Raw genomic sequence first — 24655 nt, forward strand, 5'->3', positions numbered from 1 at the left:
CGGGGCTGAAACGAAAGAACCCGGGCCGTGGCGGCCCGGGTTCTTTTTTGTTGGCGAGGGGCAGGGGCGCTTACGCCGGTTCCTGCTTGGCCTCGATCGCCGGAATTGCCGGCTCGGCCTTCTTCTTCGTCTTGCCGTCACGCCCGCCGATCAGCTTGTAAAACAGCGGGATGAAGAAGACGGCGATGAAGGTTGCCGCCAGCATGCCGCCGATGACGCCGGTGCCGATCGAATGGCGGCTGGCGGAGCCGGCGCCTGTCGAGATCGCCAGCGGCAGCACGCCGAGGATGAAGGCGAGCGACGTCATGACGATCGGACGGAAGCGCAGGCGCGCCGCCTCGAGCGCGGCGTCGAAGGCGCTCATGCCTTCCTCGCGCTTGATCACCGCGAACTCGACGATCAGGATCGCGTTCTTCGCGGCGAGGCCGATCAGCGTCACCAGGCCGATCTGGAAGTACACGTCGTTGCTCAGTCCCCGGAGCCAGATGGCCAAGAGGGCGCCGAACAGGGCGAACGGTACCGCCAGGATGACGGCGAAGGGCAGCGACCAGCGCTCGTACTGGGCGGCGAGGATCAGGAACACCATGATGATGCCGAAGATCAGCGCCTGCTGGCCGGTGCCGCCGGTGGCGATTTCCTGGTAGGCGGAGCCCGTCCAGGCGACCGTGTAGTTGGCGGGAAGCGCCGTGGCCGCGACCTCGCGGATCGCCGCCAGCGCCTGGCCGGAGGAATAGCCGGGCGCTGGGTTGCCCATCACCTTGGCGGCCGGGAAGTTGTTGAAGCGCTCCAGGAGGTCCGGACCAATGGTCCGATCGACGGTGACGAGCGTGTCGAGCGGGATCATGCTGCCGCTGTCGGACCGCACGAAGACCTGGCTGAGATCGCTCGGCTTCTCGCGGAAGTTCGCCTCCGACTGCAGCTTGACCTGGAAATTGCGGCCATAGAGCGTGAAGTCGTTGACGTACAGGCTGCCGAAGGTCGCCTGCATGGTCGCGAAGATCGACGTCAACGGGACGCGAAGGGCCTTGGCCTTCTCGCGGTCGACATTGATCTTGAACTCCGGAACGTTGGTCGAGAGCGTCGTGCGGACGCCCGTGAGTTCCGGCCGCTTGGAGGCGGCGTCGATCAGCGCCTGGGTGGAGGCGAGCAGCTGCTGCGTGCCGCCGCCGGCGCGGTCCTGGACGTACAGCTCGAAGCCGCCCGTCGTGCTCAGGCCCTGGATCGGCGGCGGGTTGAAGGCCAGGATCATGCCGTCCTGGATGCCGGCGTTCATGCCCATGATCTGGCCGGGCATGGCGCGGGCGTCCAGATTGGGGCTCTTGCGCTCGGACCAGTCCTTCAGCATGACGAAGCTGGCGCCGGCGCTGGGCGACTGCGAGCCGGCCAGGAGGTCGAAGCCCGAGAAGGCCAGCACGCTCTTCACCGCGGGATGCGACGACATGTTTTCGCTCGCCGTCGACATGACGTCGCTGGTGCGCGTCAGCGCCGCCGCCGGCGGCAGCACGCCGACGACGATCAGATAGCCCTGGTCCTCGTCCGGCACCAGCGCGCCGGGGATCTTGGTGGACAGGTAGCCTGCGGCGCCCACCATGACGGCGAACAGCGTGATGCCGAGCGCGGCGCGCTTCAGGAAGAAGCGGACGCCCGCCGTATAGCCGCTGGTGATCCGGTCGAAGACGCGGTTGAACCAGCGGAACGGCGCCCAGGGCTCGTGGTGGCCCGGCTTCAGGATCAGGGCGCAGAGCGCCGGGGTCAGCGTCAGCGCGACGATGCCCGAGATGGTCACCGAGACGGCGATGGTGATGGCGAACTGGCGATACATCTCGCCGGCGAGACCGCCCATGAAGGCGACCGGCACGAACACCGAGACGAGCACCAGCACGATGGCGATGACGGGGCCCGTCACTTCGCTCATCGCCTTGATCGTCGCCTCGCGTGGCGGCAGCTTCTCCGTCGTCATGATGCGTTCGACGTTCTCGAGCACCACGATGGCGTCGTCGACGACGATACCGATCGCGAGCACCAGGCCGAACAGGGTCAGGAGGTTGATCGAGAAGCCGAGCAGATACATGCCCGCGAAGGTGCCGAGGATCGACACCGGCACGGCGATCAGCGGGATCAGCGTCGCCCGCCAGTTCTGCAGGAAGACGAAGACGACGACCACCACGAGGATCAGCGCCTCGATGAAGGTCTGGATCACCTCGTCGATCGAGGCCTGCACGAACAGCGTCGTGTCATAGGGGATCGAGTAGCTGACGCCTTCCGGCATCCGCGTCGCGATCTCGTCCAGCCTCTCCTTCACGAGATGGATCGTATTGAGCGCGTTGGCGCCCGGCTGGAGATAGATGCCGATCGGAACCGTCGGCTTGCCGGAGAGCGCGGCGCGGAAGCCGTAGTCCTGGGCGCCGAGATCGATGCGCGCGACATCGCGCAGCCTGAGTGTGGCGGCGTTCGGGTCGGCGCGCAGGATGATGTTGCCGAAGGCCTCGGGGTCGGGCAGGCGGCCGTCGGTGGTGACGGCATAGGAGAAGACGAGCTCGCCCTCGGTCGGCGGATCACCGACGCGGCCGGCGGCGTATTGCTGGTTCTGCTCGCGGATGGCGGTGGCGACGTCGTCCGTCGTCAGGCCGAACTGCGCCAGCTTGTCCGGGCGAAGCCAGACGCGCATGGCGTAGTTTTCGCGGCTGAACAGGTTCGCCTCGCCGACGCCGGGGGTGCGCTTCAGCTCGTCGATGATGTTGAGCAGCGCGTAGTTGGCGAGATAGACGGAGTCATACTGCGGATTGTCCGAGGTCAGCGCCACCACGGCCAGGATCGAGCTGGACTGCTTGTTGACGGTGACGCCGAGGCGCTGCACTTCCGAGGGGAGGGCCGAAAGCGCGCGCTGGACGCGGTTGTTGACGTTGATGGTCGCCTGGTCGGCGTCGGTGCCGGTGGCAAAGGTCACGATCAGTCGCATCGAGCCGGAGCCCGAGTTGATCGACTGCATGTAGATCATGTTCTCGACGCCGTTGATCTGCTCTTCGAGCGGGGCAGCGACGGTCTGCGTCAGCACTTCCGCGCTGGCGCCGGGATAGGTGGCGGTGACGACCACCTGCGGCGGCGTCAGCTCGGGATACTGCGCGATCGGCAGGGCGCGCATGGCGAGAAGGCCCGCCAGCACGATGACGATCGAGATGACGGCCGCGAAGACCGGCCGATCGACGAAGAAACGGTTCATCAGCTCGCCTGCTCAGTCTGGGCGGTTGCCTTGCCGGGGGCGACCGGCGCGCCGGCGCGGACCTTGATCACGCCGGAGGTGATGACCTGGTCGCCGGACTTCAGGCCGTCGAGCACGACCCAGCCGCCCTCGACCGCCGCGCCGAGCGTGACCGGGGTGATCGAGGCGACGTTCTTGTCGTCGATCGTGTAGACGAACTTGCCCTGCGGTCCCTGCATCACGGCGACCTCCGGCACGACGATCGCCGAGGCGAGCTTCATGCCGGTCACGGTGACGCGCACGAACTGGCCGGGGATCAGGTAGAGATCCGGATTCTCGAACACGGCGCGCGAGCGGATGGTGCCGGTCTGCGTGTCGATGCTCGACGAGGTGAAGTCGATCTCGCCGGCCTTGTCGTAGTGCTTGCCGTCGCCGAAGGTGATGTTCGCCGTCAGCTTGATGTCGGATGCGCCATTGTTCTGCTCCTCGGCGATGCGGCGGATTTCCGCCACGTCGGTGTCGTTGAGCGAGAAGTTCACATAGACCGGGTCGAGCTGCGTGATGGTGGTCAGCAGGCTGTCGGTGGTGCCGACGCCGATCAGGCTGCCCTCGGGAACGACGTCCAGGCTGGTCACGCCGTCGATCGGCGCCCGCACCGTGGCATAGTCGAGATTGATCTGCGCGGTTTTCAGCTGCGCCTTGGCGGCGGCGACGGCGGCTTCCGCCAGATCGACGGCGGACAGGGCGTCATCGCGGGTCTTCTGCGAGCCGACCTGGCGACTGAACAGCTCGACCGCGCGCACCTTGTCGCGCGATGCCTGGGCCAACTGGGCCTCGGCGGTCTGCAGCTGGGCCTGGGCGCGGGCAACTTCCGCCTCGTAGGTGGTCGGATCGACGCGGAACAGCACGTCGCCGGCCTTGACGCGCGCACCCTCGACATAGGCGCGTTCCTTCAGGATGCCGCCGACCTGGGCGCGGACCTGCACCTCCCGGAACGCCGAGACGCGGCCGGCATAGGTATAGCTCAGCGGGACTTCGCGCGCCTTCAGGGTCGAGATTTCGACGCTTGGCGGTGGCGGTGCCGCAGGCGCCTGCGCAATGGCTGTGGCCGGGAGCGCCAAAAGGCTGGCGCCGAGCAGGAGCGCTGATAGGGTCGTGGGGGGCACGAAGGGCAATCGCATGATATTGCACCGCAAAAAATGACGAGTCTGGAATTGTTGCAGCACCGCATATATACCGACATTGATGTATGTAAAGGGGAGTTGGTAAGTGCGGCGTACAAAATCTGAGTCTGAGGAAACTCGGCAACGCATCCTGAACGCGGCGGAAACCGTGTTTCTCGACATCGGTGTGTCGCGCGCGTCGCTCGACCGTATCGCGACGGAAGCGGGGGTGACGCGGGGTGCGATCTACTGGCATTTCGCCAACAAGCAGGAGCTCCTGACGGCGATCTGCGCCCGCGTCTACGACCTGCATGACGGCGTCGTCACCCGCAGCTGCGGCGAGGGCGGCGATCCCTTGCAGCGGCTGCTCGACTGGGGGCTCGAGGTGATCGAGCTGTTCGTCCGGGACGAGCACACCCGCCAAGTCTACAAGATCGTCGTGACGCGCTGCGAATACACCGGCGAGATGCAGGAGGCGCTGCGGCTTCAGCAGACCATGCATGACACCATGGTGGCGAACTTCCGGTGCGCCTTCGAGGCGGTCGAAGCGGCCGGCCAACTGGCCGAGGGCTGGACCGCGGAATCGGCCTCGACCACGCTGAAGTGCTTCATGTCGGGCATGCTGGACAACTGGCTTCGCTACGATTTCGACGCCGATGTCGCCAAGACCTACCGGGCCTGCCTGCGGGGTCTCGTCGAGAGCTTTCGCAGCAAGGATGACGCGCCGATTGCGCCGGGAACAGCCCTCAAAGGGGGTATGGTCTCCGCCTGACGATGCAGGATCCCACCCAAATCCTACCCAAGTTGACGTAACGGAATGTGCAGGATAGTTTGAATTTCAGAATATCCTGAGCTGTCGTCCGGAGGGGGTGCAACCGTTTCTTGCCGTCATGCCGTTCGCGGGGGAATGCGGCGGCGGTCGTTCGGCATCCATGCGCCATTGAGCTGACGAGCGGGCTGCCTCGAGCGAGGCGCCCGCCGGGCCGGCAATTCGTGCGTGGGATCAGTCGGACAGCAACTGGCGTCCGATCGCCCACCACAGCAGGATGCTGATGGCGATGAGGCCCGCATAGACGGCCGTGCGCAGGAGCGCCCTGCCGATCACGCCGGGTTCGAGCGGCGCGGTTCGGCTTTTGCGTCTTTCGGACGTCTCCGGGCCGAAGGCCGGCTTTTCGGCGGTCATCAGGCGCATTCCAGACATGACGGGTGAGAATCGGACGCAATTCGGACGACGTTCGCGATGTGACTTTGCCAAGGGGGCCGTGTCAATTCCTCTGCGTAATGGGGGGTGGGAATGGGACCTTCATCGATCCGCGCGACGAGCGCGGAAGCGGGGGCTCGGGCCGCCGGCGTCGGGACCGGGGCGAAGCCGCGCGGCTATCGGCTCAAGCGCGGCCTCGACATCGGCGTCGCGACCTTCGCCATCCTGCTGCTGCTGCCGGTCGGCGTGATCGTCGCGTTCCTCGTCGGGCTCGGCGGCGGGCCGGTCTTCTATGTCGCGCCGCGCCGGGGAGCCGGCGGCCGGCGCTTCCACATGTACAAGTTCCGCACCATGGTTCCGGGCGCCGACGCCATTCTCGACGAGTTCCTGCAGGGTAATCCCGAGGCCCGCTGGCGCTATGCCCGGACCTACAAGATCGAAGGCGATCCCCGGATCACCTGGATGGGGCGGTTCCTGCGGCGGTTCAGCCTCGACGAGCTGCCGCAGTTCTTCAACGTCCTGCGCGGCGACATGAGCCTTGTCGGGCCGCGGCCACGCGGCGAGATCGAATTCGCGAGCGCCGCCCCGGGCGACCGGCTGTTCGAGGCCTATTATCTCTGCCGCCCCGGCATGACCGGGCTGTGGCAGGTGTCCGGGCGCTCCCGCACGGACTACCAGACCCGCCTCGAATTCGACGCCGACTATGCGAGGAAAGTCAGCCTCGCCGGCGATCTCGTCATCCTGGCGAGGACAGTGCCGGCGGCGCTGATCGGCACCGGCGCCTATTGAGCCCCGGAAAGCTGGCCGTCAGCGTCGGCGCATCAGCGCGTGATAGAGTTTTGCATGGGCCGCCGATCCCGCGCTGCGCAGATAGCGCGCGGCCACCAGAAGGCGGCCGTTCTCGGCCAGGCGGGCATGGCGGGCGGGATTTCCCAGCAGGTCGAGGATCGCGGCGGCATAGTCCCGAGGGTCGAAGCCGTCGATGAGACGGCCGGTCTCGCCGTCGATCACGATCTCGCTTGTGCCGCCGATCTTCGACGCGACGACCGGCAGGCCGCAATGCAGCGCCTCGATCGGCGCGATCGGATGCCCCTCCCAGAGCGACGGCAGCACGAGCAGCCGGGCCGAACGAAGCGCTCGCAGCACCTCGGCGCGGGGCAGCGCACCGGCCAATGTAATCGCGGCACGGGCCGGGCTGGCGGCGATCCGCGCCCTGAGCGCCGGCTCGAGCGGGCCGCCGCCGATCATCAGGAGCCGCAGGCCCGATCCGGCCAGATGCTCCCGAAGCCGTTCCATGATGTCGACCAGGAAGAGCGGGTTCTTCTGGGGGTGGGCCCGGCCGGCGAAGACCAAGTCGAAGCGTTGATCCAGCGGCTCGATGCCGGCGAAATCGGCGGGGTCGATGCCGTTCGGGATTCCATGTCCCCTCGGATCGTCGCGGCCGAGAATGGCTTCCCGGTCGGCGCTGTCGCGATCGGCGCCGGCGACGAAGACGACGGCGTGGGCTTGACCGGCGATGCGGCGTTCGGCCAGCCGGCCGAGCGCGCGGAGTGGTAACGGCTTGTTAGCGTGGTGGTAGCCGTGGACGGTGTAGACGAGCGGTCGTGATATCCGGTGCCGGGGCGATGTCAGCGGCAGCCCGGCGCGGGCGCCATGGGCATGGATGATGTCGGGTTGGATGCGGTCGATCCGCTCGGCGAGGCGACCCGGCAGGCGCGGGTCGAGCCGGCCGGTGAAGAAGTCGAGCGCCTCGGTCCGGATCCCTGCCTCCGTCGCCGCCGTTAGCAGCGCAGATCCTGGCCGGGTGACCAGCGAGACGTCGAAATCGCCGGAGCGGACGAGATCGCGGCAGAGCCCGAGCACGGCGGTCGCGCCGCCGCCGGGGCTGCCATCCGGCAGGATGTGCAGGATGCGCGGGCGACTCATGCCGGCTGCTCCGCGATCGCGACATTCTTCCAGCGTCCGAGCGCGAGGGACCGGCAGACGAGCAGCAGCGAAGCCGTTGCGATCATGGCGAGCGCGGTGCCGGTCAGTCCGAAGGCGTGGACGAGCAGAACGCCGAGAACGGCCGAGGCGAGGGCGGCGCCGAGATTGATCAGCGCGAGCGGGCGATCGAGGCCGAGGCTGTAGAGGCCGTAATTGACCGCGTCGGCGACGAGCCGGATCGCCATGGCGAGGAGCATCCAGCCGAGCAGGCGGGCGTCGACCGGCGCGCCGGCACCGAGCAGCCGGGGCAGGGCGAAGGCGGTGGCGACGAGCAGCAGCGTTCCAAGCGCGATCGCGGCGACGGCGACGCGCGCGATCATGTGGGCCAGCGCCCGCCGCCAGGCCTCGGTCCCGCCGTCCCGCCGCGCCTGGACCAGATCGGGCAGCGATACCTGTACGATCGCGGCGGAGACGAGGACGTGCAGCGCGTTGGCGATCGACCAGTGCAGCACGAACACGCCGACGGCGCGGAGATCGAGGAACCAGTCGACGATGTAGCGGTCGAGATAGACCATGCCGACGAGGGCGAGGTCGTTCAGATAGATCAGCCAGCCTTCGCGCAGGCGGCGGCGGAGCCGGTCCTTGTCTATGGAAGCTCGGCCGATCGCGGCGAGCGGCCAGGCGCGGAGGACGATGGCGAGCCCGGCGAAATTGGCGAAGAGCGCCGCGAGCCAGCAGGCCAGCACGAAATCCAGCGTCCGGAGCTCCGGCAGCAGGATGCCGAGCCCGGCTGCCGGCACGACCCAGGCGCCGGTGCGGATGAAGAGCAGCCAGTTGGCGGCAAGCGGCTTGCCGACGCTGATCAGCGCGACATGGATGTCGAAGGCGAAGGCCTCCAGAACGAGGATCGGCGCAACGAGGAGGAGCGAGGCCGGCGGCGTGACGATGCCGGCGCCGATCAGCGCAGCGCAGGCGATACCGGCCGCCGCCAGGCTGAGCCCGGTCAGGACCAGCCGGTCGCGCACCCGCCGCCCGGCCTCGACCGGCGGGCGGCCGACGATCTCGCGGCCGAGGAAATAGCTGGCGCCCCAGCCGAGCGCTACCGGCGTGACGCCCGCCGCGCCCTGGATCAGCCCGAACTTTCCGACCGCGTCGATGCCGAGATAGCGGGCGAGATAGACGAGGAGGGCGAGGCGCATGGCGAGGCCCATGGCGCGGATAGCGAGATTGGCGACCGGCGTGACGAGCCGGGCGGTAATCGTCCGCGTTGCCGGGTCGGCCGTCGCTCCGGCGCGCATCAGCGGGCCTGCCCGGTGGCTGCGCTCGCCGGACCGGCTTGCGCCGCTCGCCGCGGCAATCGCTCCGCCCGCTGTTCGAGTTGGGCCGCGATCCGGTCCCAGTCGAGCGACGCCGCATAGGCGCGGCCGGCCTCGGCATGGCGGTCAGCCTCGGCGAGCGCCGCTTCCGCTGCGTCGGCGAGGCTTTGTGGATCCGCGCGCGCGACGACGCCGCAGCCGGAAGCGGCGACGATGGTCTGCGCGCCATTGCCGGGATCGTCGGTGGTGACGACCGGCAGCCCGCTCGCCATCGCCTCGGCGACGACGCGCGGAAAACCCTCGCGCCGGCTGGTCAGCGCCAGCAATGCGCTCTCGGCAAGCAGGCGGGCGCGGGTGGCGTCGTCGACGGTGCCGAGGATGTCGATCTCTTCCCGCGCCGGCGAGGTGGCGACGCGGTGGCGGAGCTCCGGCATGGCGGGGCCGTCGCCGGCGATGGTCAGCCGGTCCGGATAGCCGCGCTCGCGCAGCGCCTCGAACGCCGCGACGAGCAGCGGCAGGTTCTTGTGCGCGGCGACGCGGCCGAGCGAGAGAAGTCCCCGCCGGGACGCGGCGGCCGGCGCGGCATAGGCAGCGAGATCAAGGCCGCTCGGCAGCACGAAGAAGGGCCGGCCGGAGGCAGCTCCGATCGCCTCGGCGACGGCATGGCTGATCGCGGCGTTGTCGGCCGTGAGGCGGGGCAGCCAGCGCTGGATCGTCCGGTGGAACGGGTCGTCGCGAACCTCGCACCAGTGCAGGATCGCCCGCCGCCGCGCCGCGCGCGGCAAGGTCACGGCATGCAGCAGCGGCCATTGATTGAGGAGCACGAGGTCATGCTCGCCGCCGCGAAGTCTCCGGCGGGTCCAGAGCGCGTAGCGGAAAATCGCCGGCCAGCTCCGCTTCATCCAGGCGCGCGGCGGCGCGGTGTAGGTCGGCGCCACCGGATGCCGGTAGATCCGCAGCCCGTCGACCGCCTCCTCGGCCGCGAGCCCCTCGGCATGCGCGACGCTGAAGATCTCAACCTCGTGGCCGCGCGCGGCGAGCGCCCGGCCGAGGCCGGCGAAGAACAGTTCCTGGCCGCCGAGGCTGGGCGGGAAGAGCTCGGTCAGGAGCGCGATCCGCATCAGGTCACCCCGGCCGGTTCGAGCGGGCGCTCGAACAGAAGCGGGCTGAAATCCGGCCGGTTCCAGAGATCGTGCAGGCTGTCGTCGATCGTCCGGCGCGGTCGCCAGCCGAAGCGCCGGCCGATCCGGCCGATGTCGGCGGCGAGGAACGGTCGGTCGACGGCGCGGTTCCGCGCGGCGTCGGGAATGGCTTCGAGATGGAGGCCGGAGATGGCGCGCATCCTGTCGAGGATCTCGGCGACGGAATGGCATTCGGAGGTGCCGAGATTGACGGCGAGGCTGGTGCCGCGCGGCACGTTGCCCGCGAGCGCCAGCGCGGCGAGGCCGGAAGCGGCGTCGTCGACATGGATATAGTCGCGCTTCGGCCAGAGATTGCCGAGCCGCAGCAATCGCCGGCCGGATCGTATCTGCCAGACGATCTCCGGCAGCAAATGGGGATTGGTCTCGCCGGGGCCGACGACGTTGAAGAGCCGCGCGGCGATGCCGGCGAAGTCGCGACCGCGGGCGAAATGGGCGAGATATTGCTCGGCCTGGAACTTGGTCAGTCCGTAGAGGTCGACCGGGCCGAGCGCCGAGCGGTCCTCGACATGCGGGCTTTCGGCCGGGCGATAGACGGCGGCGCTGCTCGCCAGCACGAAGCGGCACCCGGAAGGCGCCGCGCGAAGCAGGTTGACCGTGCCGGCGAGATTGACCGTCACCGCCGTGAGCGGATCGCGCTCGCATTCGGGGATGAAATGGGTGGCGGCGAGGTGCAGGATGATCTCGGGCGCGAAGGCGTCCATCGTGCCGGCGACGAGGGGGCCGTCGCGGATATCCCCCTCGACCAGGATGAATTGCTCCCGCTCGGCGGCGGAGAAGCGATCTCGCCCGAAATGGAGCGCGTCCAGCACCAGGACGTCGTGGTGGGCGATGAGCAGGCGCACCAGTGCCCTGCCGACGAAGCCCGACCCGCCCGTCACCAGAATCCGGCTGCGATGGCTTGCCATGGAGCTCCCCCCGGAGGCTCGTCCGGGCCGGACGACCTCGGTCGCCGGCGCGGCTCTTCATTTCAAGCTGGGCATTGCATGCGTGGCGGCAGTCGAAATGCGACGAGGAATCCGGCGCTTACTGGCTTTGACCGGCCTGTCGCAGGTCGATCCGCAGCACGTTTCTTTAGCACGATGTAGGAAAGTTCGCCATTCGGCCGGAGCCGATGTCAAAGCCTCCGCCCGGCAAGCTGCAGTGCAACGGCACACTTGGGGCGCGAAAAGCCGTGGCTTGGTCGTTAAGCAATCGGAAACGATGTTTCCGATTATCCACGTTAATTACATTGCCTTCCTATGTATTGAGCGGAGGCAGATCAGATTTGGCTTTCGTGCGAGTCTCGCCGAGTCGCTGCGCCTGAGTCGCGCCCTGCGACAATCTTGCAGTTTTCCATCCGAAATCGCTGGAATGTGGCGACATTTCGGGCGCCGCCTGCGAAAGCCGGCCGAATCTGGATCCAAGTGTGGAGATATTGTGGCGAGGCCGATTTCACTGCTTTGATTCAAACTCTCGCTGTGTCTCGGCGACAACACTAATTCGGATGGGCTGTGATATAGCTAGCTCACGTTATTCAATGGAGCTCCCCGATGAACATCCTCCGCATTTCTGCTCTCGCTTCCGTCTCGCTGCTGGCCCTCGGCGTCACCGCCCAGGCCGCTGACCTGACCTACGAGCCCGCTCCGGTCGCTGCCGCTGCCCCGGCCGCCTTCAACTGGACCGGCTTCTACCTCGGCGTGCACGCCGGCGCCGCGATCACCAAGGGCGACTACACGGTCAACGGCTTCGACATCGGCAGCGAGTCCAACACCGGCTTCATCGGTGGCGTCCAGGCTGGTTACAACTACCAGATCGACAACATCGTGATCGGCGCCCAGACGGACCTCGCCTACACCTCGGCCAAGATCGGCGACTCGTACCTCGGCTACTCGGCTGACAACAAGCTCGATTGGCTCGGCACCACGACCGCTCGCGTCGGCTACGCCTTCGACAACTTCCTGGTCTACGGCAAGGGCGGTGTCGCCTACGGCGAGTCGAAGATCGACGCCAACACCCCGGTCGGTTCGTTCGACGAGTCGAAGTGGCACGTTGGTTGGACGGCTGGCGTCGGCGCTGAATACGCCTTCACCCAGAACATCACCGGCCTGGTCGAGTACAACTACGTCGACCTCGGCTCCAAGACCTACTTCGAGAACGTCGTCGGCGGCGGCGTCAAGGCCGACCTGACGTCGAACGTCATCAAGGCTGGTCTGAACTACAAGTTCTAATCCGACTTTCGGATTGGTACCGGAAAGGCGGCCCATCGGGCCGCCTTTTTCGTTTTGGGTCGATGCGAAAGGGGGGCTCGGCGGTTCACAATTCGGAAATCATGTCTCCGAATATCAATGTTAATTGCGTTGTCTTTCTATGTATTTGACAAGCTAAGAAACTGAATTCTCTGCCTAATTTCTGCTTCTTGCTGTGGCTCGGCGACAACACTCATTCGGTTGGGCTGTGATATAACTCGCTCACGTTCTTGCATGGAGCCCCCGATGAACATCCTCCGCGTTTCCGCTCTCGCGTCCGTTTCGCTGCTCGCTCTGGGCCTCACCGCCCAGGCCGCTGACCTGACCTACGAGCCCGCTCCGGTCGCCGCCGCTGCCCCGGCCGCCTTCAACTGGACCGGCTTCTACCTCGGCGTGCACGCCGGCGCCGCGATCCTGGATGGCGACTACAGCTTCACCGGCGTCGACATCGGCAGCGACAAGAACACCGGCTTCATCGGTGGCGCGCAGGCCGGCTACAACTACCAGATCGACAACATCGTGATCGGCGCCCAGACCGACTTCGCCTACACCTCGGCGAAGATCGGCGACCAGAACTTCCTCGGCGCCACGGCCGAGAACAAGCTCGAGTGGCTCGGTTCGACGACCGCTCGCGTCGGCTACGCCTTCGACAACTTCCTGGTCTACGGCCAGGGCGGTGTCGCCTACGGCCAGTCGAAGATCGACGTCAACACCCCGATCGGCTCGGTCGACGATTCGAAGTGGCACGTTGGTTGGACGGCTGGCGTCGGCGCCGAATACGCCTTCACCCACAACATCACCGGCCTGCTCGAGTACAACTACGTCGACCTCGGCTCCAAGACCTACTTCGAGAACGCCACCAACGGCATCAAGGCCGACCTGACGACCAACGTCATCAAGGCTGGTCTGAACTACAAGTTCTGATCCGCTGGGATCGGTACCGGAAAGGCGGCCCATCGGGCCGCCTTTTCGTTTTGAGCTCAAAAGGGGCCGCCTCGCGCGGCCCCTTTTTGTTGGCCGTGCCCGCTAGAGCCTTTCATCGTTTCATGGAAACGATGAAAGGCTCCAACTATTTGTTGGGTCGCGTTTTCTTCACGCGAACCGGTACTCACTTCGCTCGAAAACGCTCTTGTGGTTCGCCGAAGCCGCTTGCCAGGCGGCGGATCCTTCCGTACAAGCGTTATGTTATAACATAACATGGGAACTGCGCGATGCCACCCATCGACGCCGACGGCCGTCTGCCCGTCACCGTGCTCTCCGGCTTTCTCGGCGCCGGCAAGACGACACTGCTGAACCACATCCTGCACAATCGCGAAGGCCGGCGCGTCGCCGTCATCGTCAACGACATGAGCGAGGTGAACATCGACGCCGGGCTCGTGCGCGACGGTGGCGCCAACCTCTCGCGCACCGAGGAACAGCTCGTCGAGATGTCGAATGGCTGCATCTGCTGCACGCTGCGCGACGACCTGCTGCAGGAAGTCCGGGCGCTCGCCGTCGAGGGGCGGTTCGACTATCTGCTGATCGAGGGAACCGGCATCGCCGAGCCGCTGCCGATCGCCGCCACCTTCGAGTTTCGCGACGAGGCGGGCGCGTCGCTCGCCGACGTCGCAAGGCTCGACACCATGGTGACCGTCGTCGACGCGGTGAACCTTTTGAACGATTATTCCAGCCGGGATCTCCTGCGCCATCGCGGCGAGACGGCGGGGGAGGGCGACGAGCGGGCGCTGGTCGATCTCCTGGTCGAGCAGATCGAGTTCGCCGATGTCGTTGTTATCAACAAGGCCGAGGACGTCGAGCCGCACGAGCGCGATCTGGTCGCCACGATTGTGCGGGCGCTTAATCCCGACGCGCGCATCGTCTTCGCCGCCTTCGGCCGGGTGGCGATCGGCGATGTGCTCGGCACCGGCCTGTTCGATCCGGACCGGGCCGAGGAACATCCGCTCTGGTTCAAGGAACTGAACGGCTTTCGCGACCATGTGCCCGAGACGGAGGAATACGGCATATCGAGCTTCGTCTACCGGGCGCGGAGGCCGTTTCACCCGGCCCGATTTCAGGCGTTTCTGGCGGCGAGCTGGCCGGGGCTCATCCGGGCGAAGGGGTTGTTCTGGCTGGCGACGCGGCCCGAATGGGTGGGCGACATGAGCCTCGCCGGATCGCTCTGCCGCACCGGGCCGATGGGCTTCTGGTGGGCGGCGGTGCCGAAGGAGCGCTGGCCGGACGACGCCGAATGGCAGGCACGGTTGAAGCGGAACTGGGCGCCGGCCTTCGGCGATCGCCGGCAGGAACTGGTCTTCATCGGCAGCAAGCTCGACGAGGCGGCAATCCGCGCGGCGCTCGATGCCTGCCTGGTCGGCTCGTCGGATCCCGCCCGCTTCGACATCGCCGCGTACCGCGATCTCGACGATCCGTTCCCGGACTGGCGGCGCGGCCGGGCGGCGTGAGGCGATGCGGTTTTTAAACCCGTTCGCGCCGCGTGAGCCGGCGGTGAACGTGGAGGCCTCGGCCCGCATCAAGGCATGGACGCGGGTGGCGCTCGGTCTCGACGAGGCGGCGCGCGTCCTGGTGCATGAGCTTGCCTGCGCGCGGCCGGGCTGCCCGCCGCGCGAGACCGTGGTGCTGGTGGTGCCGGCCGACGCGCCGCCGTTCCGGATCGCCCTGCACCGGGCGATGCACGAGCTGACCGAGGCCGATCTTGCCACCGCCTGGCGGGACCGGCCTCCGGTCGAGGCGGACTAGATATTCGCCGGCGGCAGCTGCGCCATTTCTCTCTGGCTCTCGGGGCTGTCGAGGACGACGACCTTGGATCCGGAGGGGACACGGTTGTACAGGTCGAGGATGTCCTGGTTCATCATGCGGATGCAGCCGGACGACACCGCCTGGCCGATCGACCAGGGCTGGTTGGTGCCGTGGATGCGGTAGAGCGTGTCCTGGCCGTTCTTGAACAGGTAGAGCGCGCGGGCGCCGAGCGGGTTTTCCGGGCCGCCTTCCATGCCGCCGGCCCACTTCGCGTTACGCTCGGGGTCGCGCTTGATCATGTCCTGCGTCGGGGTCCAGCGCGGCCACTGCCGCTTGTACTGCACCGTCGCCGAGCCGGTGAATTCGAGACCGGCCTTGCCGACGCCGACGCCGTAGCGCAGCGCCTGGCCGTCTTCCTGCACCAGGTAGAGGAAGCGGTTGTGCGGATCGACGACGATCGTGCCGGGCTGCTCGCCGGTCGGGTCCTTGACCACCTGGCGCATGTTGCGCGTCTGCAGGCGCTTCAGGTCGACGGCCGGAATCGGGAACTTGTCGTCGTCGATGGCGGCGTAGCGGCTGACGGTGGCCGGGTCGAGGCGCGGCGGCGCTTCGGCGACCGGACCCGTCGTGGCGCAGGCGGTAACGACCGGCAGGAGCAGTGCCAGGGCGACGAAGTTCCGGCGCGACGGGTGGGAGGAAAGCGACATGGCGCTTCTTTCTGCTGGGATGGGCATGGGATTGGGGGAACGGATTTCGGTTATTTGGCCTGGCGTTCGCGCGCGTCGGCGACGACCTGCTTGAAGCCGGCATAGTCGAGCGAGCCGGTCCGGAACGGCCCGACCAGGAAGGTCGGCGTGCCGGTCAGGCCCAGCGATTCGGCCTGGGCGAGGTTGCGCTGGAGCAGCGCGGTGATCTCAGGGCCATGATTGTCGAGGTCGGCCTGCAGGCGCTTCATATTGAGGTGGGTGGCCTGGATCGCCTTCAGCATGTCCTCTTCCGAGGCCCTGCGGCCGGAGACGTTCATCAACGCGTTGTGCGCCGTCTCGTAGCCGCCCTGGTACTTGGCGCCGAGCGCCAGCTGCGCGCCGACGACGGAGGATTTGCTGAGGATCGGCCAGTCCTTGTAGATCACCCGGATGTTGCCGTCCTCCTTGACGACGCGTTCCAGCTCGGGCGCGGACTTCTTGCAGTAGATGCAGTTGTAGTCGAGATAGGCGACGATGGTGACGTCGCCCTTCGGATTGCCGCCGACCGGCGCTTCCGGATCGTTGAGGATCGCATTGACGTCGACCTGCTGCGCCGAGGCCGGGCTGGCCAGCAGCGGGGCAACGGCCAAGGCGGCAGCGCTCGAAGCAAAGAAGTTGCGGCGGGTGATCATGATGTCTCCTTATAACCGGGGGATGAGGCGATGTTCAGACGCCTGCGCGCCGCAAGCTGCTTCCAAACGCCGCAGCCGTTGTCGCCCCGATGCTGCGCGTGCCTTCGATTTCGGTGCCGGTCCCGGGGTCGAGGATCAGCATGGTGGGCGGGCCGACGACGCCGAAGCGCTGCATCAGCGCCTGCGTGTCGGGCGTCGTCGCGGTGACGTCGGCGAGGATCACCGAGGCCCGCTCCAGCCGGGCGGAGATCTCCGGGTCGGCGAGGACGTTGCGCTCGTTGCTCTTGCAGACCGTGCACCAGTCGGCCGTGAAGGAAACGAAGATCGGCTTGCCCTCGGCGCGGGCGCCCGCGATGGCGGCATCCATCGCCGCCGGCGAGCTGACGCGAAGCGCCGTCTCGTGGCGGGTCGTCGCTGTCGTGGTCCGGCCCTCGGTCAGGAAGGCGAGCGGCCGCAGCGGGTCCTCGGCGCCGGCGCTGGCGCCGATGATCAGCACCGCTCCATAGACCAGCGCGGCGAAGCCGAGCGTCCGGCGCGGATGGTCGATGAGCGGCCGGGCGGGCAGGGAGCGTGGCGCGGCGGTGAGGGCGAAGCCGGTGCCGATCGCCAGCAGCGCCCAGAGCGCGAGGGTCAGCGAGCCGGGCAGCACTCGGCCGGCCATCTCGATGGCGAGGCCGAGGAAGACGATGCCGAAGATGCCCTTGATGCGGCCGAGCCACGGTCCGGCGCGCGGCAGCACGCCGGCGCCGAACGTACCGACCGCGATCAGCGGCAGGCCCATGCCGAGGCCGAGCGCGAACAGCGCGCCGGCGCCGCGCGCGACGTCGCCCGTCTGCGAGACATAGAGGAGGGCGGCCGCGAGCGGCGGGGTCACGCAGGGGCCGACGATCAGCGCCGAGCCGAAACCGAGCAGGGCGGCGCCCGCCAGCGAGCCGCCCTTGCCGGCGGTCGCCGGCTGCAGGAAGCGCGACAGGAAGGCCGGCGCCTGCAGGTCGTAGAGCCCGAACATGGAGAGCGCGAGTGCGACGAGGACCAGGCTCATCAGCCCGAGCGCCCAGGGCGTCTGTAGCGCGGCCTGGAGATTCTGGCCCGACCAGGCGGCGACGACGCCGAGCAGGCCATAGGCCGCGGCCATCGCCAGCACATAGGCGAGCGACAGGGTAAAGCCGCGCCGCGCCGAGGTGTCGGCGCCGGAACGGGCGATGATGCCGGAGAGGATCGGGATCATCGGGAAGACGCAGGGGGTGAGCGCCAGCAGCAGGCCGAAGCCGAGGAAGGCGACGAGCATGACGGCGGCGTTGCCGGCCATCAGCGTCGTGCCGATGGCGGCATCCGCCGGATCGGCCTCGACCAGCGTCGCAGGCGTCACGGACGTCGCTTCGTCGGCGGCGCCGACGCTGGCCATGTCGAATTTCGGCGTCGCGAGGCTGAAGGCCGGGCCGGCCGCGCTGACCGAAAGCGTGGCGAGATCGATCGTCCGGCGCGTCGGCGGATAGCAGATGCCGGCCTCGGCGCAGCCCTGGAAGGTGACGGTCAGCGTCTCGCCGTCGCCGAGATCGGCGGCCCGGATCCGCGCCTCGGCCTCGCGGTGATAGACCTCGGTCGGCCCGAAATTCGGATCGTCCTTCATCTCGCCGGAGGGCGTCGTGACCGCGACGGCAGCGCCGTCCGCGTCGCTGGCGCCGATCTTGTCGCGATAGAGGTAGTTGCCGTCGGCGATCGTCCAGCCGAGCTTGAGATCGCCCGAGGCGTCGCGGCTCGCGGAAAGCGAGAACACGTCGTCCGCCGCCGGCGGCGTCTGCGCGCTGGCAGGCGACAGGAAAGTCAGTACCGCCAGCAGAAGCAGGGCGGTGAACGTCAGCGCGTGGGAAAGCGCACGTTCGAACGGTAGGAATCGCGACATCAGGGGGCTCATGCTTTTCGTCATGGAGCCTCCCTTCTGAATTCCACCTTAAGGCAGCCTTAAGCTGGCATGGCATGATGGGGCGCAAAGGAGACACGATGCGCATTCTGGTGGTCGAGGATGACCCGATCCTGGCGGACGGGCTGAAAGTCGGGCTGGGCCTTGCCGGCGCCACCGCCGATCTCGTCGGTTGCTGCGGCGACGCGCGCTCGGCGCTGGCCGGGCACGACTTCGACGCCGTTGTGCTCGACGTCATGCTGCCGGACGGCTCGGGCCTCGACGTGCTGAAGGAGATGCGCAGGGCGGGCGACCGCACGCCCGTATTGCTGCTGACCGCGCTCGACGAGGTTTCCGATCGCATTCGCGGGCTCGACGGCGGCGCCGACGACTATCTGAGCAAGCCGTTCGATCTCGACGAGCTGGCGGCGCGCATCCGCGCCATTGCCCGCCGCGCCGGCGGACGGGCGGCGCCGATGCTGGTCGCAGGCGGGCTGGTCCTCGATCCCGCCGCCATGACCGCCGCGCTCGAAGGCGTCGACGTCCCGCTGTCGCGGCGCGAATTCGCCGTGCTGTCGCTGCTGATGGAGCGGCCGGGCATCATCCGCTCCAAGGCCGATATCGAGGACCGGCTCTATGGCTGGCACGAGGAGGTCGAGAGCAATGCCGTCGAGGTGCACGTCCATAATCTCCGCGCCAAGATCGGCCGCGCCGCCATCGAGACGGTGCGCGGCCTCGGCTACCGGATGAGAAACGACGCATGAACTCGCTGCGCCGCCGCCTTTTCCTGATCCTTCTGCTCGCGACCGGCGTGATCTGGCTCTCGGCCGTCGTCTGGATCTACCAGGTCAGCCGCGTCGAAGTGGAACACGTGCTCGACACCCGGCTTCAGGAAGCGGCGCGCATGGTGGATTCGCTGGTTTCCGGTCGCCTGCCGGCTCCGGGCGAGCCGGCGGCGACGCTTCCGGGCGATTCCTATGCCCGCCAGTTGTCCTGCCAGATCTGGTCGCTCGACGGCCGGCTGATCGCCCGCTCCTCCGGCGCCCCGGACGAGCAGCTCGCCGGTCCCGCGCCCGGCTTCTCGGAGCGCATCATCGACGGCGTGCGCTGGCGGATCTTCACCGTCGACGATGCGGCCAAGGGCGTCCGCGTTATGGTCGGCGACCGGCTCAGCCTGCGCGACCGGCTGATCGCCGACCTGATCAAGGGTCTCCTGTGGCCGACGCTGCTGGTGGCGCCGCTGCTCGGCCTCCTGATCTGGATCAGCCTCGGCCGGGGCCTCAGCCCGCTGCGCGACATCACCCGGGCGCTCGAGGGGCGCGACGCCGAGGACATGCGCCCGATCGACGCCAGCCACGCGCCGGCCGAAATCCGCCCGCTCGCCGATGCGCTGAACGCGCTCTTCGCCAAGGTCGAGGCGGCGCGCCAGCAGGAGCGCGAGGTGACCGCCTTCGCCGCGCATGAACTGAAGACGCCGCTCGCCGGGCTGAAGACCCAGACGCAGATCGCGCTCGCCACCACCGACGACGAGATCCGCAACGGCGCGCTGCGGCAGATCCTCTCCTCCGTCGACCGCACCACGCGGCTGGTGCGCCAGCTGCTCGTGCTGGCCAGGCTCGACGCCGGCTCGTCGACGCCGCCGGCCTCGCCTATCAGCCTCGGCGACATCATCGACGAGATCCGCGCCATCGGCGGCCCGGCGCCCGGCTGCCGCGTGGTCGTCGATCCCTTGCTCTATGATCGCCGGGTGCCGAGCGACCGCGAGATGCTGACGATCGCGCTCCGCAACCTGCATGAAAACGCGGTCCAGCACAGTCCGCCGGGCGGCACGGTGACCTGGGGTTTCACGCCGGACGGGCTTGGCGTGATGGTCGAGGACGAGGGACCTGGCATCGACGCCGACGAGCTGCCGCATGTCCGCCAGCGTTTTTATCGCGGACGCAGCCGCAGTCCCGTCGGCAGCGGGCTCGGCCTCGCCATCGTCGAGGCGGCGGCGGCGCGCATCGGCTGGAGCCTGCATCTGGGAGGACGGACGGGGCGGAGCGGCCTCCGGGCCGAACTCCGGCGCGCCGGCGACGCCGAGCTTCGGCGCGCCGCCGACGCGGCCGCCTGACCCTTATATTACCTTATATTAATCGGCGGCGGACTAGGCTCGCTTCCGGACTGCCGATCGCGTTCGCACGCGGTCGACGGTCCTTGTCCGCGTTTCGTATTCGGGCCCCGATCCGGCGGCGCGACTATGAATGGAAAAGAGGAAGCCGGCGCGTCGATGGACGTCTCCCGCGACAACGGATGGGCGAACCGGCGGCCGGCCGACGAGGCGGGTCCCTGGCCGATGGCGCTCGCCGTGCTGTCGGCGGCGCTGCGCCGCTGGCTCTGGGTGATCCTGCTCGCGGGCGTCCTCTTCGGCGGCCTCGGCATCCTGGCCAAGGCGCTGCTGCCGGTGCGCTATGCGGCGACGGCGCAGTTCCTGCTCGATCCGCGCGGCCTGCCGGTCTTCCCCGGCGATCTCTCCAACGCCCAGTTCGACGCCAACAGCCAGATCGGCGTGGTCGAGAGCCAGATGCGGATCCTGACCTCCGAGCGTGTGCTCTCGAAGGTGCTCGACGACAGCCAGCTGATGGACGATCTCGAGGCCGGCGACGCGGCTGAGGCGGGCGAGGCGCCGAAGGAGCCGATGCCGCTGCGCCCGAGCCTCGACAGCGGCCGCGGCAAGTCGGCGGCGCTGGCGGCCTTGCAGCGCGCGCTCACCGTGTCGCGCGCCGAGCGCAGCTTCGTCATCGACGTCACGGCGACGGCGCGGACGCCGGAGCTCGCGGCGCGGCTCGCCAATGCGATGGTCAAAGCCTATCTCGCGGAAGACGCGCAGAACCGCGCCGGCACGGCCGAGCGGCTGACGGACGAACTGACCGGCCGCCTCGAATCGCTGCGTGCGCGCCTCCGCGACGCGCAGGCGCGGGCCGAGGCGTTCCGCACCGAAAGCGGCCTGATCAGCACCGGCGACCGGCTGGTGGTCGAGCAGAAGCTCGCCGAGGCGGTCACCGAGTTGAGCGCCGCGCAATTGCGGCTCGACCAGGCGAATTCACGCGCCGCCCAGCTCGACAGTTCCACGCGCGATCTCGGCATGCTCGGTTCGAGCGACGACAGCCGCGTGCTGACGCTTCTGATCGAGCGGCAGAACGCGGCGCAGGACGAGTTGGCCGGGCTCGCGGCGCGGCTCGGCGATCGTCACCCGGCGCTTGGCGAGGCGCGCGAACGCGTCGCCGCGATCGGCCGGCGCATCGACACCGAGCTCGGCCGCATCAAGCTCGCCGCCCGCGCCGATCTGGAGCGGGCGCGCACGACGCAGCAGGCCTTGGCGCGGACCGTCGCCTCGCTCTCCGAGAACGCCGCGAAGACCCAGCAGTCGAAGGTCGAGATGCGGACGCTCGAGCAGGAGGTCGAGAGCAACCGCGCCCTGCTCGAATCCTTCAAGACCCGCGCGCTGCAGGTCAGCGAGTTCGGCCGCATCGATCCCGGCAATGTCCGCATCGTCTCGATCGCGCAGCCGCCGCCGGAGCGTGGCGGGTTGAAGGGGCTGGCCGTCTGGGGCGTGTTCGGCGCGCTGATGGGCATGATCCTCGCCGCCGCCCTCGTCACCTTCCAGGCCATGCTCGCCATCGGCGCGGCGGCCGCCTCGTCCTCCCTGCGGTTTGCCTCGACACGGGAGCGCGCCCCGTCCGACGGGATGGCGCAGCCTTCCTGATGGCCGGCGGGACCTCCTCCCGCCTGCTCGGCTGGATCGGCTGGGCCGGCACCGACGCGATCGGCCGGCTGGCGCTCCTGACCGGCAGCACCGTCATCCTGTCGCGCATGCTGACGCCGGAGGATTTCGGCATCAGCGCGCTGGTCCTCACCCTGGTCGCGGTGGCGTCGGTCTGCGTCGGCGCGCCGTTCGAGGAGGCGCTGGCGCAAAGGCGGTCGCTCCGCCGCGCCCATCTCGGCGCCGCGCTCGCCATGTCGTGGCTGATCGGACTGGTCCTGCTCGCGCTCTCGGCCGTCGGTGGTCCTTGGCTCGGCGCCGCCTATGGCGAGCCGGAGATGGCGATCCTGCTGCCGGTCGCCATGCTCTCGATCTTCTTCAGCGGCCATTCCGACATCGCGACCGCGCTGGCGCGGCGGCTTCGCCGCTTCAACGACGTCGCCATGGCGACGCTCGCCGGCCATGCGGTCGGCATCGCGCTGGCGCTTGCCATCGCCTTTGCCGGCGGCGGCGTCTGGGCGCTGATCGCGCAGCGGCTCCTCGTGGTGGTGGCGCGCGCGCTGATCCTGCAATGGCGGCTCGGCTTCTGGATCCTGCCGCGCTGGTCGCGGGCGCATCTCGGCCATATCGGCCGTTTCGCCCGCATCTCCTTCCTCGACCGCCTCGCCGACAACCTCACCTATCTCGCCTTCAACAACGTCGTCGGCGCGCTCTACGGCGTCGCCGTGCTCGGCTATGTCAACATGGCGATGCGCCTGATCGAGCCGATCCGCGGCGCCATCGTCGCCACCTCGCACAACCTCGCCTTCTCCTATTTCGCCGGCGCTGCCGACCGGCCCGCCCGGCTGCGCGACCGGGTCGAGCCCGTCGTCGCCAACGCCGCCTTCGTCATCGCGCCGCTCTTCATCGGCCTCGCGGCGGTGACGCCGATCCTTTTGCCGATCGTCGCCGGCCCGGGCTGGGAGGGAGCGATCGACATCGCCGTCTGCCTCGCCGTCGGCGCCGCCATCCTGCTGCCGGCGCGGCTCGTCTACACGGCGCTCTCGGCGAGCGCGCGGCCGGAATTCAGCCTGATCGGCGCGCTGTCCGGCTTCGGCGCGACGCTCGTCGTGCTCGTCGCGGCGAGCCCGCTCGGGCCGATCAGCGTCGGCCTGTCGCGGCTTGCCGGCGACGCCGTGCAGGCCGGCTTCGCCATCGGCCTGCCGCCGCGCTACCTCGCCTGGTCGCGGCGCGAGCGGTTCTTGACCCTGCTGCCGGCCTGGGCGCTCGCGGCCGCGATGGGCGTGCTCGTCGCCGGCGCCGGGGCCTTCGCCGCCGGCATCAACCGGCCGCTCGCGCTCGGGCTCTCGATCCTCGCCGGCATTCTGGTCTATGCAGGGCTGTTGGCGCTGTTCGCCCGTCCGGCGCTACGCAATCTGATGGCGGTCCTTGCCCCCGGCCGCCGAGCCCCCCGCTCGATACTGGATCCTGACTGATGACCGCTACGCCCCGTGACGCCCGAACCGTTCTCGTGACTGGAGCCGCCGGCTTCATCGGCAGCGTCGCGGCGCGGGATCTGGCCGCGGTCGGCTTTGCGGTGCGGGCGGGGATCCGGCGCACCCAGCCTGCGACGCTGCCGCCGGGCGCCGTCGCGGTCCCCTGCGATCTCGCCAATCCGGCGGCGACGCGGGCCGCCGTCGCCGGCGCGCAGGTCGTCGTCCATGCTGCCTATGGCGACGAGCGGGCGATGGTCAGCGAATGCCGCAACCTGCTTGCCGCGATGAGCGCTGCCCGCGTCCCCTCTCTGATCTATCTGAGCTCGATCGCCGTCTATGGCGAGCGCACCGGCATCGTCGACGAGACAATGGGCGCTGCCGGCAGCCCCGGCGCCTATGGCGACGGCAAGATCGCCTGCGAGGCCTTCGTCCGGGCCTGGGCGCAGGATCCGGCGGCGCCGGAGCGGCGGGTGCTGATCCTCAGGCCGGGCATCGTCTACGGCACCGGCAGCGTGTTCTGGACCGACAAGCTGGCCGAGCGGATCCGCGCCGGCGCCTGGGGCGATTTCGGGCCGGCGGCTTCCGGGCCGGCGGCGCTGGTGCATGTCGACGATGTCGCCGCGATGGTGGCGATGGCGGCGCGCTGGATCGCGCTCGCCCCGCATGAATGGCCGGCGGTGACGACGCTCAATGTCGTCGGGCCGGAGACGCCGAGCTGGAATGTCTATTTCTCGGCCCTCGCCGAGCGTCTTGGCGCGCGGCCTTTGCGCCGGCTGGGCGGCCTCAGGCTCGGCTTCCGCCAGTCGCTCGCCGTGCCGGCCAAGATCTGCCGCCGCCTGCGCCTGCCGCTGTTCCGCCGCGCCGCCCTGGCGCCGACGCCGCCCGAAATGGCGATCTTCGGCCGCGACGTGACCTACAGCACGGGCGCCGCCAAAGGCCGGGGCCTCGCGCCTCGGATCGGGCTCCGCGACGGCCTGGCGCGGACGGAGTTCAAACCGCGCTGAGCGGCCCTCGCTTCTGTGCGACTCTTCCAGGCCGATCGACTAGCCTCCGCCATCATCCTGAGGTGCTTCGCGTGAGCGAAGCCTCGAAGGAGGATCCAGCGAGGCACTCCAGTTCGCAGACGAAGTCTGACGAAGGCCGCCTCGCACGCTCCATCCGGGCGTTTCCTGGACCCTTCTTCGAGGCCCGG

The 24655-nt window shown here is 68.6% G+C and carries 21 protein-coding genes; 11 read left to right on the plus strand and 10 right to left on the minus strand.

Annotated elements, in window-relative coordinates:
• Positions 1-70: 70 nt before the first annotated feature.
• Positions 71-3220 carry an efflux RND transporter permease subunit gene (locus K32_RS00270; RefSeq protein ID WP_201402105.1) on the minus strand — a complete coding sequence of 1050 codons (3150 nt, stop codon included), beginning with the start codon at positions 3218-3220 and terminating at the stop codon, positions 71-73.
• Positions 3220-4365, minus strand: coding sequence for an efflux RND transporter periplasmic adaptor subunit (locus K32_RS00275; RefSeq protein WP_244669750.1), 1146 nt, complete (start codon positions 4363-4365; stop codon positions 3220-3222). The genes K32_RS00270 and K32_RS00275 overlap by 1 nt, the downstream gene beginning before the upstream one ends.
• Positions 4366-4531: 166 nt before the next feature.
• On the opposite strand from K32_RS00275, the gene K32_RS00280 reads away from it, so the two are divergent.
• Entirely contained in the window at positions 4532-5134 is a 603-nt protein-coding gene (locus K32_RS00280; protein WP_244669752.1) for a TetR family transcriptional regulator, read from the plus strand.
• A 231-nt stretch (positions 5135-5365) separates the two neighbouring features.
• Here K32_RS00280 and K32_RS00285 read toward each other — a convergent pair whose 3' ends face one another.
• Positions 5366-5545 (minus strand): hypothetical protein, encoded by a 180-nt coding sequence (locus tag K32_RS00285; RefSeq protein WP_201402108.1) that lies wholly within the window; start codon positions 5543-5545, stop codon positions 5366-5368.
• Positions 5546-5656: 111 nt separating this feature from the next.
• On the opposite strand from K32_RS00285, the gene K32_RS00290 reads away from it, so the two are divergent.
• Complete coding sequence (locus K32_RS00290) at positions 5657-6352, plus strand: sugar transferase (protein WP_201402109.1); 696 nt, start codon at positions 5657-5659, stop codon at positions 6350-6352.
• Positions 6353-6370: 18 nt separating this feature from the next.
• Here K32_RS00290 and K32_RS00295 read toward each other — a convergent pair whose 3' ends face one another.
• From K32_RS00295 to K32_RS00310, 4 genes are read right to left on the minus strand one after another with little or no spacing between them, the layout of a single operon-like run.
• A complete protein-coding gene (locus K32_RS00295; protein WP_201402110.1) occupies positions 6371-7489 on the minus strand; it encodes a glycosyltransferase family 4 protein in 1119 nt (372 codons plus the stop codon).
• The gene (locus tag K32_RS00300; RefSeq protein ID WP_201402111.1) at positions 7486-8787 is read right to left on the minus strand and encodes a lipopolysaccharide biosynthesis protein; all 1302 of its coding nucleotides are present in this window, start codon (positions 8785-8787) and stop codon (positions 7486-7488) included. Before K32_RS00300 ends, K32_RS00295 begins: the two co-directional genes overlap by 4 nt.
• Positions 8787-9926 (minus strand): glycosyltransferase family 4 protein, encoded by a 1140-nt coding sequence (locus tag K32_RS00305; RefSeq protein WP_201402112.1) that lies wholly within the window; start codon positions 9924-9926, stop codon positions 8787-8789. Before K32_RS00305 ends, K32_RS00300 begins: the two co-directional genes overlap by 1 nt.
• On the minus strand, positions 9926-10912 hold the full coding sequence (locus tag K32_RS00310; RefSeq protein WP_201402113.1) for an NAD(P)-dependent oxidoreductase: 987 nt from the start codon (positions 10910-10912) through the stop codon (positions 9926-9928). Before K32_RS00310 ends, K32_RS00305 begins: the two co-directional genes overlap by 1 nt.
• 624 nt (positions 10913-11536) lie before the next feature.
• On the opposite strand from K32_RS00310, the gene K32_RS00315 reads away from it, so the two are divergent.
• The 4 genes from K32_RS00315 (at position 11537) to K32_RS00330 (ending at position 14968) form a co-directional block, all read left to right on the plus strand.
• Positions 11537-12214, plus strand: coding sequence for an outer membrane protein (locus K32_RS00315; RefSeq protein WP_201402114.1), 678 nt, complete (start codon positions 11537-11539; stop codon positions 12212-12214).
• Between the two features lie 264 nt (positions 12215-12478).
• Positions 12479-13156, plus strand: a complete 678-nt coding sequence (locus K32_RS00320) for an outer membrane protein (RefSeq protein ID WP_201402115.1) — start codon at positions 12479-12481, stop codon at positions 13154-13156.
• Positions 13157-13443: 287 nt separating this feature from the next.
• Complete coding sequence (gene zigA / locus K32_RS00325; protein WP_201402116.1) at positions 13444-14673, plus strand: zinc metallochaperone GTPase ZigA; 1230 nt, start codon at positions 13444-13446, stop codon at positions 14671-14673.
• A 43-nt stretch (positions 14674-14716) separates the two neighbouring features.
• On the plus strand, positions 14717-14968 hold the full coding sequence (locus K32_RS00330) for a hypothetical protein (RefSeq protein WP_201402117.1): 252 nt from the start codon (positions 14717-14719) through the stop codon (positions 14966-14968).
• Here the strand turns inward: K32_RS00330 and K32_RS00335 are convergent.
• The 3 genes from K32_RS00335 to dsbD are packed head-to-tail and all read right to left on the minus strand — an operon-like array spanning position 14965 to position 18249.
• Entirely contained in the window at positions 14965-15675 is a 711-nt protein-coding gene (locus K32_RS00335) for a L,D-transpeptidase (RefSeq protein ID WP_201402118.1), read from the minus strand. The genes K32_RS00330 and K32_RS00335 overlap by 4 nt on opposite strands.
• 50 nt (positions 15676-15725) lie before the next feature.
• The gene (locus K32_RS00340; protein ID WP_201402119.1) at positions 15726-16346 is read right to left on the minus strand and encodes a DsbA family protein; all 621 of its coding nucleotides are present in this window, start codon (positions 16344-16346) and stop codon (positions 15726-15728) included.
• A 34-nt stretch (positions 16347-16380) separates the two neighbouring features.
• Positions 16381-18249: a protein-disulfide reductase DsbD gene (gene dsbD, locus K32_RS00345; protein ID WP_201402120.1), complete on the minus strand. Its 1869-nt coding sequence runs from the start codon at positions 18247-18249 to the stop codon at positions 16381-16383.
• A 98-nt stretch (positions 18250-18347) separates the two neighbouring features.
• Here dsbD and K32_RS00350 point away from each other — a divergent pair, with 98 nt between their 5' ends.
• From K32_RS00350 to K32_RS00370, 5 genes are all read left to right on the plus strand, one after another.
• A complete protein-coding gene (locus tag K32_RS00350; RefSeq protein WP_201402121.1) occupies positions 18348-19010 on the plus strand; it encodes a response regulator transcription factor in 663 nt (220 codons plus the stop codon).
• Complete coding sequence (locus tag K32_RS00355; RefSeq protein WP_201402122.1) at positions 19007-20359, plus strand: ATP-binding protein; 1353 nt, start codon at positions 19007-19009, stop codon at positions 20357-20359. The genes K32_RS00350 and K32_RS00355 overlap by 4 nt, the downstream gene beginning before the upstream one ends.
• A gap of 156 nt (positions 20360-20515) precedes the next feature.
• Positions 20516-21991, plus strand: a complete 1476-nt coding sequence (locus K32_RS00360; RefSeq protein WP_201402123.1) for a GumC family protein — start codon at positions 20516-20518, stop codon at positions 21989-21991.
• Complete coding sequence (locus tag K32_RS00365) at positions 21991-23463, plus strand: oligosaccharide flippase family protein (RefSeq protein ID WP_244669755.1); 1473 nt, start codon at positions 21991-21993, stop codon at positions 23461-23463. Before K32_RS00360 ends, K32_RS00365 begins: the two co-directional genes overlap by 1 nt.
• Entirely contained in the window at positions 23463-24467 is a 1005-nt protein-coding gene (locus K32_RS00370) for an NAD(P)-dependent oxidoreductase (RefSeq protein WP_201402124.1), read from the plus strand. Before K32_RS00365 ends, K32_RS00370 begins: the two co-directional genes overlap by 1 nt.
• Positions 24468-24655: the final 188 nt, after the last annotated feature.

The organism is Kaistia sp. 32K (genome assembly GCF_016629525.1).
Taxonomy (GTDB): domain Bacteria; phylum Pseudomonadota; class Alphaproteobacteria; order Rhizobiales; family Kaistiaceae; genus Kaistia.